6 protein-coding genes are annotated in these 6,925 nt (G+C 61.1%); 5 read left to right on the top strand and 1 reads right to left on the bottom strand.

Translation table 11 applies throughout. From position 1 onward, the window contains the following. Positions 1–47 precede the first annotated feature (47 nt). Both K1X71_17715 and K1X71_17710 read left to right on the top strand, forming a co-directional pair. Complete coding sequence (locus tag K1X71_17715; GenBank protein ID MBX7074983.1) at positions 48–176, top strand: glutamine synthetase; 129 nt, start codon at positions 48–50, stop codon at positions 174–176. A gap of 301 nt (positions 177–477) precedes the next feature. Further along, positions 478–1,194, top strand: a complete 717-nt coding sequence (locus K1X71_17710; protein ID MBX7074982.1) for a hypothetical protein — start codon at positions 478–480, stop codon at positions 1,192–1,194. Here the strand turns inward: K1X71_17710 and K1X71_17705 are convergent, their stop codons facing one another. Further along, positions 1,195–3,378, bottom strand: a complete 2,184-nt coding sequence (locus K1X71_17705; protein MBX7074981.1) for an MASE1 domain-containing protein — start codon at positions 3,376–3,378, stop codon at positions 1,195–1,197. A gap of 212 nt (positions 3,379–3,590) precedes the next feature. Here K1X71_17705 and K1X71_17700 point away from each other — a divergent pair, with 212 nt between their 5' ends. The 3 genes from K1X71_17700 to purH all read left to right on the top strand — a co-directional run bounded on the left by K1X71_17700 (position 3,591) and on the right by purH (position 6,918). Next, positions 3,591–4,322, top strand: coding sequence for an RraA family protein (locus tag K1X71_17700; protein ID MBX7074980.1), 732 nt, complete (start codon positions 3,591–3,593; stop codon positions 4,320–4,322). A gap of 172 nt (positions 4,323–4,494) precedes the next feature. Then, positions 4,495–5,175 carry a choice-of-anchor E domain-containing protein gene (locus tag K1X71_17695; protein MBX7074979.1) on the top strand — a complete coding sequence of 227 codons (681 nt, stop codon included), beginning with the start codon at positions 4,495–4,497 and terminating at the stop codon, positions 5,173–5,175. 174 nt (positions 5,176–5,349) lie between these two features. Next, positions 5,350–6,918 (top strand): bifunctional phosphoribosylaminoimidazolecarboxamide formyltransferase/IMP cyclohydrolase, encoded by a 1,569-nt coding sequence (purH, locus tag K1X71_17690; GenBank protein MBX7074978.1) that lies wholly within the window; start codon positions 5,350–5,352, stop codon positions 6,916–6,918. Positions 6,919–6,925: the final 7 nt, after the last annotated feature.

Raw genomic sequence — 6,925 nt, 5'->3', positions numbered from 1 at the left:
GTTGGCTCGACTAAGCGCTGAACGCGCTACACGCGGATCACGAGTTCTTGCTCGGCGGCGAGGTCTTCACCAAGGATGTGATCACCACCTGGATCGACTACAAGATGGAGAAGGAATTCAACGCGGTGCGGATGCGTCCTCACCCGTACGAGTTCTGCCTCTATTTCGACATGTAATCGCCGGGCGCGTCGTTTCGCGCCCCTCGTGACCGCAATTTCTCCAAGAGCCCACGGGTGTCCTCCCGTGGGCTCTTGGCGTTTGCGGCCCGCAAATTGCATGATTACTGGTCCGGTCGTGTCAGTCGTGACGGCGCCACCGGCCGGCGACGCGCTCCACCGGTAGAATTACGTGCGATTTCGTGACTTGAGATCAAGCGAATCTCGCGGCGAGCGCTGAGACGTAACCCATACTTCCGGTAGTTGGGTTAGCCGTTACAGCGAGATTGTCCGCAAAAAAACTCAAGCACGGGATCAGGCCATGTTCACACGTCACTGGTCAATCGTCACCCTGTTAGCCGTCGGCATGTCGACGGCAAGTGTCTTTGCCGCAGGAACGCAGCCCGAGGCCGCTGCCAAAGTGTCGGAAGGCCCGACCCTCGATCCTGACTTGCGGCTGGAGCAGGGGCGCGACAGCGAGATGCGGCGTCTGATGCAGGATTTGGGCATCCAGCGCGTCGAAAGCGACAGCGAGTTGAGCTTTTTGGATGATGAGGCGCCGGCGCAAGATCGCCGTCGCCTGGCGCCGGCGAGCCGTGTTCATCCCCCCGATGCGTTTCACCCCGCCAAGGCGCCGATTGCCATTCCGCAGCAGGTGCGCGAGCGCCTGAAGGCGAAGATCGGCAACCGCTTTGCCGCCGGCTTTCGCGGTGCTATTGGGCGCGGAGTGACCAGTCAGTCGTTTTTGCAATCTGGCGGCATGACGCCGCCGGTCGGCGCGCACTGGCAGACTCCCACCGCCGGCCAGTATGGCTCGGCGACTTATGGAACCGCCGGCACAACGCATTCGCTCACGCCGGGCATGTACGGCAGCGCGTCGCCCAGCTCACTCTTGCACGGCGGAACCCCTTCGAGCCTGGGGGCGCAGGCCGGTTCGCCGTCGTCGTACAACGTGATTGGGTCGGGGCTCACCACGCTTCCGGGCGGCGGTATCGCCCCCGGCGGTCCCGGTGGCGTCGGCATCGGCACCGGTCGCTAGTTAGCCCGTTGTGCTGGGCTGCGCCGGTTGCGCAACCAGTCTGGTTGGTTGCGGACCAGCAGGATTGCGGATCGGCAGCGACATGCGGAACAGTGATCCGTGAGGGGCACAGGCTTCCGCTTGGAGCGTGCCGCCGTGGGCCTCCACGATGGACCGACTAATTGCCAATCCCAGGCCGAGGCCGGTGGGCTTGGTGGTGTAAAACGGCTCGAAGATCGCCTGCAACTTTTCGGTGGGCACGCCAAGGCCAGAATCCTGCACGATGACCTCGGCGCGCGCGCCGACTTCGCGCGTGGCCAAATGAATCGCTCGCATCGCCACTGGGCGCGATTCGGAGGCGTCGATGGCGTTGAGCACCAGGTTGACCACGACCTGTTCGAGTTGAATCCCATCCCCTACCACGGTCGGCGACAGCGCGGCCAGATCGAAACTGATTCGCATTTGCGACCGCGTCAGTTGCGTGTCAACGAGTTGCACCACGTTGGCGATCACGCGGTTAAGGGCCACCGTTTCGCTGCGTGGTTCGCGCCTGCGAACGAACTCGCGCAGGCGACGTACGATCTCGGCGGCGCGTTGCGCTTCGTCCGCGATATGATCCAGCGCCTCGCGCAGCGGTTCGGCGCCAGGTTGGTCAAGGTCGAGCCGCCGCAGGCAACCGCGCGAGTAATTGTGAATTGCATGGAGGGGCTGGTTCAATTCGTGGGCTAGGCCGCCGGCCAGCATGCCGAGCGAATTGAGTCGCGCGGTGTCGAACAATTCGGTTCGTCGTTCAGCGAACTGACGCTCCGCGCTCTTTTGCTCCGTGATGTCGCTCAGGATGCAACCGATTTGCCGCCCTTGGGGGGTGTCGATCGGATAGCAGCTCACACTCCAATCACGACCATGGGCGGGCGTGTTGGGCGCCGCCACGCGCACTTCTTGCGCCGCGATCTCGTGCCCTTGCTGGCCGGCGCGCAAGAGCAGTGGAGCGATTTCGGCCAGTGCGGGCAGCACTTCCGCGAAGGGGCGACCGAGCAGTTTTTGATGTTCCAAACCAAATTCCGCGACGAGCCGAAGATTGACGCGCGCCAGTTTCAGCTCGGAATCGAGCACGCAAAAGCTCAGCGGAGCGGTGCGATAAATGGTGTTCAGCTCGCGCGACTGCTGCAGCGCGCGCTCTTCGCTCAGGCGCAGTTCGCATGTGCGCTGCTCGACGCGCGCCTCCATGTCGTCGTGCGCGGCTTGCAGTCGCTGCTCCGTTATCCGCCGCTGCGCCACCATTGCCGCCACCGTCAACGTGGTGGAGCAGGCCACGGCCAGGTACGCCTGCACCGTCAGTAATCGAGTCGCCAAGTCTGGTGACATCAGGCCGGTGAATTGCGATCCGGTGTCAGCCGCGCGAGCGGTGGCGATCGTCGCCAAATAGAGCAAGATCAAGACGATCAATCGCGGATCGAGTCGAGCGCCAGCGAAAAACATGATGGGCAGCAGCGCGTACGGCCGGCGCAAAGAGTAGCGGTTGCCGGTATAGCTGACATTCAGCAGCCAGTTGGTCGTTACTGCGGTGACGAGTCCGGCAATACACAACGACTCCAGCCATTCCATGGGAGTGGCCCGGCAACGATTCCAAGATTCTGGCGTCAACCAAACCAACAGCACCGGCGCGATGACGAGCATGCCGAGCGCATCGGACACAAACCAGAGCCAAGCGGTGCGACGCCAATCCGCGCCGTCGGTCAATTGAATCGCGGCGCCGCCTAGCATCGCGCCCATCGCGGAACCCAGGGCGATTGGCAGTAGGAATTGTCGCAGCAACCTCCCTGGATCGGTCAGAAACTCGTGAGTTGGCCCTTGGCATCGAAACCACCAAGCGACCAAAGGGGTGTTGATGGCGTTGATTGAAGCCAGCGCCACGCTGATCGCGATCGATCTGCCCATATACAGGTTCATTGCCACTGTGGCTACCGTGAACATTGCCCAGAGCGGATTGCGCCAGCGCGGCGCGACGAGCGTCAATCCCGCCAAGGCGATGCCGGAGGCGGGCCAGATGGCGGCGATATGCTCGGGCGCCACCATGAACGAGTGCCCGATGTAGAGGGCCGCGACGTACGCCAACAAAAACGCGGCCAGCACGCGCCACGGAGGTTGCCGCTCGATCCAAGGCAAATTGAGCGAGCTACTGGGGATGGCAGAGTGTTGAACCATCGATTGAATTTGCGGTTTCCGACCAATCTGGTCGTGTAATTTACAAGCTGCCGGCTGCCGCGGCGCCACCGATCTTCTGCTTCGGAGGCCAGAACTTGTTGGTTAGAATACGCCAGCGCATGAGACCTACGAAAGTCGGAAGCTGGTTGCAATCACCGTTGCCTCTCAAAACCAGACGACAATTCGTCGTCAAGTAACCCGTTAGGAAACCTATGAGCGTCTCCTCGGATACCCTGGCTCGCCTTGCCGAGTTCGACACGCCCACGATTTCGAACGTTATCGAGCTGTTTGATGTTTGTCCCCGCAACCGCGGGTATATGGACCATCGCATTCGGGCCAACTTTTCGCATTTGCCGCCGATGGTGGGTTTTGCTTGCACGGCGTCGTTTCGGGCAGACGCCCCGCCCCCGCAAGGAGATGTGTACGCGTCGCTCGATCAGCAGATCGAACATTTTTCACGGTTGCCGGGGCCGGCGGTGGTGGTATTTCAGGACCTGGACGATCCGCCGGTCGCCGCCACGTTTGGGGAGGTGATGTGCTCCACCTACAAGGCCTTTGGGTCGGTGGGCTTGGTGACTTCGGGGGCCGGACGCGATCTGGAACAGGTGCGGGCGCTAGAGTATCCGGTTTTTACGAGCAGCACGATCTGCTCTCATGCCTACTGCCATATTCTGAATGTCGGTCTGCCGGTGCGCGTTGGTGGACTGGTGATCGCCACGGGGGAACTATTGCATGGCGACTGCAACGGAGTCACCCGGATACCAATCGCCATTGCGGATGCCGTGGCGGAGCTGACGCCGGCGTTTATTACCGCCGAACGCATAGTGCTCGATTACGTCAGTGGTACGGAAACCAAGAGTGTGACAGCACTTGCGGCTCGGCGCAAGGAGTTTTCACAGGAAGTGAGCCGACTTACGGCCCAGGCTAAAATCATGCTCAAATGACCACGTAACGACGTTTTCCCAATGTTTGGACTTGGTCCTGCCTGCAACCAACAGATGAAAAATTCTTAGACTGAACGAATTACGTTGACATTCCCCATAGGGGTGGTCAGACTACCTTGGCCTATTGGTACTTTGGGCAGAAATTCACTTCCGCAACATATTGGGTCTTCCGATGATTCGAGTGCTTCCGCTCGTTGCGCTTTCCGCGCTGCTTTTGAATGTCTCCAGCGCCGTTGCCGGCGTAGTGACCGAAACGTCCGCATTCTCGTTTCCCCTTTCGCCGGGAAACCAGAACTTGAGCATTCCCATGTTCGACACGTTGGGGGGCACTCGCACCCTGACCTCGGTGCAATTGAAAGTCGATGCCACCGTGCAGGCCAAAATTACCGCCGAGAACGACTCGGCGGTTTCGGGCAACATGGGGGTTGATCTTATTGGATTGGTCAAGGCCTCGACGGTGGGACCGCTGTCCGCCAGCGCGTCTATTCTTGGCTCGGCCGGTCCGGTAGCGGTAAGCGCCAGCGACGGCAACCCGGATACAGGGCCTGATTTTGTCGACTTTGGTTTGCTGTCGGGCAACGACGCGAACTCAGCTTCCACGATGGTTGGATTGGCGGCCTACATCGGTCCTGGCTTCTTGAGTGTGCTGGTCAGCGGCAGTGGCGGTTTTTCGGCGACTGGCGTCACCGACAGTACCATCCACGTCACTGACTTTGAGGCCTTCGGCAATGTAGATGTGGTATACACCTACGACGAAACAGGCGTCGTTCCCGAACCGGCCAGCATTGTAGTCTGGTCGCTGCTGGGACTTGGCGGCGTGTTTCTCGTACGCCGTCGCGCGGCACGCGCGTAACATTCGATCCTAGCGATCGACAATTCGCTCAACACATACAAGGCCGTCCCATTGGGGCGGCCTTTTCCTTTCGATATTCTCCGCGCCCGCGTGCGCAAATCGCTGCGCCGATTGACGAATCTGGCAATGGGCCTTAAACAGGCAGTTTACGCTCCATTGCAATGAGGGATAGGGATGCAGTCGCCCCGGATACAGCGCGCGCTCATTAGCGTGAGTGACAAAACTGGACTGGCTGAGCTTGCCCGCGGCCTGGTGGCGGCGGGCGTGGAACTGTACAGCACCGGCGGGACGCGGCGATTCTTGGAAGAAAGCGGGGTGCCTGTTCTGGATGTGACCGACTACACCGGCTTTCCGGAGATCATGGATGGCCGCGTGAAAACATTGCACCCCAAGATCCACGGGGGCATTCTCTGTCGGCACGACCACCCCGAGGATCGAGAGGCGCTAGCGACTCACGGCATTCGCACCTTTGAGTTGGTAATTGTGAACCTTTATCCATTCGAGGCGACCGCCGCGCGCGCCGATGTGAGCTTCGACGAGGTCATTGAGCAAATCGACATCGGCGGACCATCGTTGGTACGAGGCGCCTCCAAGAACCACGCCTTCACGACGATCGCGACTAGTCCTCTGCAATACGCCGATATTCTTGAACAGGTCGCTCGCGACCGATGCACCACGCCCGAGCTGCGCCGCCGATTGGCCGCCGCGGCGTTCGCCCATACCGGCGCCTACGACACCGCCATTGCCAGTTGGTTTGCCGGGCAATTGAGCGAAGAGCGCTATCCGCAAACATTGCGTCTGGCGTTTGAACGCCAGTGCGAACTGCGCTATGGCGAGAACCCGCATCAATCGGCGGCGCTATATGTGCAGCCTGGCGTTCGCGGCGCCTGCGTGGCGACTGCTCGCCAATTGCACGGCAAGGAGCTTTCGTACAACAACCTGCTCGATCTCGACAGCGCCTTGGCAATTGTGCGCACGCTGCGAGGCCCCGCAGTTGTGGTGGTCAAGCACAATAATCCATGCGGCGCCGCCGAAGCCGAGAGTATCTCCACGGCGCTCCAACTGGGTTGGGAGGGTGATCCGCTCTCCGCGTTCGGCTCGGTGTTGGGATTCAACCGCCCGGTCGATGCCGCCAGCGCTGAGTATCTCGCCGAGCCGGGACGCTTTGTCGAGGCGATCGTGGCCCCCGATTATGATCCGGCCGCGCTTGAAGTACTGACAACCAAGCCCAAATGGAAAGCCAATGTGCGGTTGCTGGCGGTGGGCGCGCTGGACGATGCCCCCTGCGGACTTGACCTGCGACGGATTCAGGGGGGGCTCTTGGCGCAGGAGTTCGACACCGCGGCCGATCCATTGACGGAGTGGAAAGTCGTCACGCGGCAGGCGCCAAGCGACGCGCAACAGGCTGATCTGCAATTCGCCTGGGCCATCTGTCGACAGGTGAAGAGCAATGCGATTGTGCTGGCCAAGAATCGCGCCTTGATTGGCGCCGGCGCTGGGCAGATGAGCCGTGTCGACTCGGTCGAAATTGCGATCAAGAAGGGGGCGCAGCGGACCGCGGGATCTGTGTTGGCCTCCGACGCGTTCTTTCCATTCGCCGATTCCATCGAGCAGGCGGCCAGTGCCGGTGTGGGCGCGATCATTCAGCCGGGCGGATCGCGCAACGACGAAGAGGTCATCGCCGCCTGCGATCGGCATGGCATCGCGATGCTGTTCACCGGGCGGCGTCACTTCAAGCACTAGCGTCGGA

The organism is Pirellulales bacterium, from assembly GCA_019694455.1.
Taxonomy (GTDB): Bacteria; Planctomycetota; Planctomycetia; order Pirellulales; family JAEUIK01; genus JAIBBY01.
The sequence above is the reverse complement of the archived record's forward strand: the minus strand, read 5'-3'. Positions and strand labels throughout refer to the sequence as shown.